This is a genomic window from Mycolicibacterium palauense (genome assembly GCF_002592005.1).
GTDB classification, from domain to species: Bacteria; Actinomycetota; Actinomycetes; order Mycobacteriales; family Mycobacteriaceae; genus Mycobacterium; species Mycobacterium palauense.
This window is the reverse complement of sequence record NZ_NVQF01000190.1, coordinates 1-1,662: the sequence shown is the minus strand read 5'-3', so window position 1 is coordinate 1,662 and position 1,662 is coordinate 1. Positions and strand designations below refer to the sequence as shown.

1 protein-coding gene is annotated in these 1,662 nt (G+C 65.9%); it reads right to left on the bottom strand.

From position 1 onward, the window contains the following. Window positions 1-1,488, bottom strand: a 1,488-nt coding sequence (locus tag CSR00_RS29775) for a virulence factor Mce family protein (protein WP_099025938.1), incomplete at its 3' end; no start/stop codon positions are given. Window positions 1,489-1,662 lie beyond the last annotated feature (174 nt).

Genomic DNA, 1,662 nt, shown 5'->3' with positions numbered 1-1,662 from the left:
TATTAGTTGTAGATGTGAGGGAGCCGCCGAGATCGCAGCGAGGAGTGTCGGCGGCAGCGTCAGGTGTGTAGAAGAGACAGGGCGGGCCGGCGGGACGGTCGCCGGGTCGGGCCCACCCATCAGCGCCGCCAGCGAGTCCGGGGTCAGCATGTTCTTGGTGAAACCCTGGACCTGTACGCCCTGCATGCCGGGCGCGACGATCCAGCCCGGTTCGTGGTTGCCGTGTGAGAACAGCGTGTCGCGGGAGAAGATGCCGGGCACCGTGGTGTCCTTGTAGCCCGGCGGGGGCCGCAGCCGCTCCTCGGAGTAGGCCACCGTCTTGGGAAGCGTGCTGGCCGTCGAGAGCATGTTGGCGCCGAACGGCGGATAGTTGAACTTGATCGCGTCCAGGACCGGCGCCAGATACTGGGCGCACAGCTCGGCCGACTCCTGGTAACCGAGCCGGCTGGCCGCCTGGATCGAGCTGCAGATGAACTGCAGCGGGTTGGCGAAACTGGCCACCACCGGCACCGCGCTGAGCGAGCCGTGGGACGGTTCGTAGATGTTGACCAGGTTGGCGGCCAGGTTCGGGAACACGTGCAGCGCCGTCTCCAGCCCGTCCCTGGGCTCGGGCTGCAGGATGGCGTTGGTGGTGTCGGCGAGGTTCTGCACGTCCTGGGCGAGCACACCGCCGTTGTCGTCGATGAATTTCTTGGCCGTGGTGAGCAATCCGTCGATGTCTTTGAGCGTGGTCGCCAGTTCCTGGTCGCTGTTGTTGAACGCGTCGGTGAAGTCGGCCAGATCGTTGTTGAGCGCGACGAACTGCTGATCGCTCTGGTGCAGGGCGTTGACGAACAGCGCCAGGCTCTTGGCCACCGCGAAGAAGTCGCCGCGCCCCTGGTTGAGCGCGGTGATCGCCTCCGACAACGCGTTCAGCGTGGTGTTGATCTGCTTGCCCTTGCCGGCCAGGCCGTCGGCGAACGACTCGATGACATCACCGAAGGGCCCCTTGGGCTGCTCCTTGGTCGGGCCCAGCTCGCTGACGATATCGGTGATCTGGTTGCGCAGGTCGTCCCATTCGACCGGAACCTGGGTGCGTTCCATCGGGATGACCGCCTTGTTCTCCATCACCGGCCCGCCGGTGTAGGGCGGCGACAGCTGGATCGTGCGCGAGGCCACCAGGCTCGGGTTGAGGATCGAGGCGGTGGCATCCGCCGGCACCTTGTACTTGTTGGCGTAGTGGAACGTCACCTTCATCCGGTCGCCGTCGGGCTCGATCGAGTCGATCGCACCGACCCGGACCCCCATGATCTGCACCTTGTCGCCGGGGTAGAGCGCCAGCGCCTGCGGGAAGTAGGCCACCACGGTGTTGTTGGTCAACCGGTCGTACAGCTTCCAGCCGACCAGCGCGCCGGCGACCCCCAGGACGAGGACGAAGGTCCCGATCACCAGCGCGAGCCGGGAGACCCGCGGCAGCTTGATGTTTCGGATGTTGAAGATCGTGGACACCGGTCAGGAACCTCCCGTGTCGGTCGGGGCGATCGACGGCACCACGTACGGCGGGTTGCCCGGAAGCGGGGCGACCGTGTTGGGCGACAGCTGCTGGCCCGGGCCGGGTGCGGGCGGGCCCACCTCTGGCTCTTAATCCCATCTGACGCTTCCGACGATACTCCTCGTTTAAAT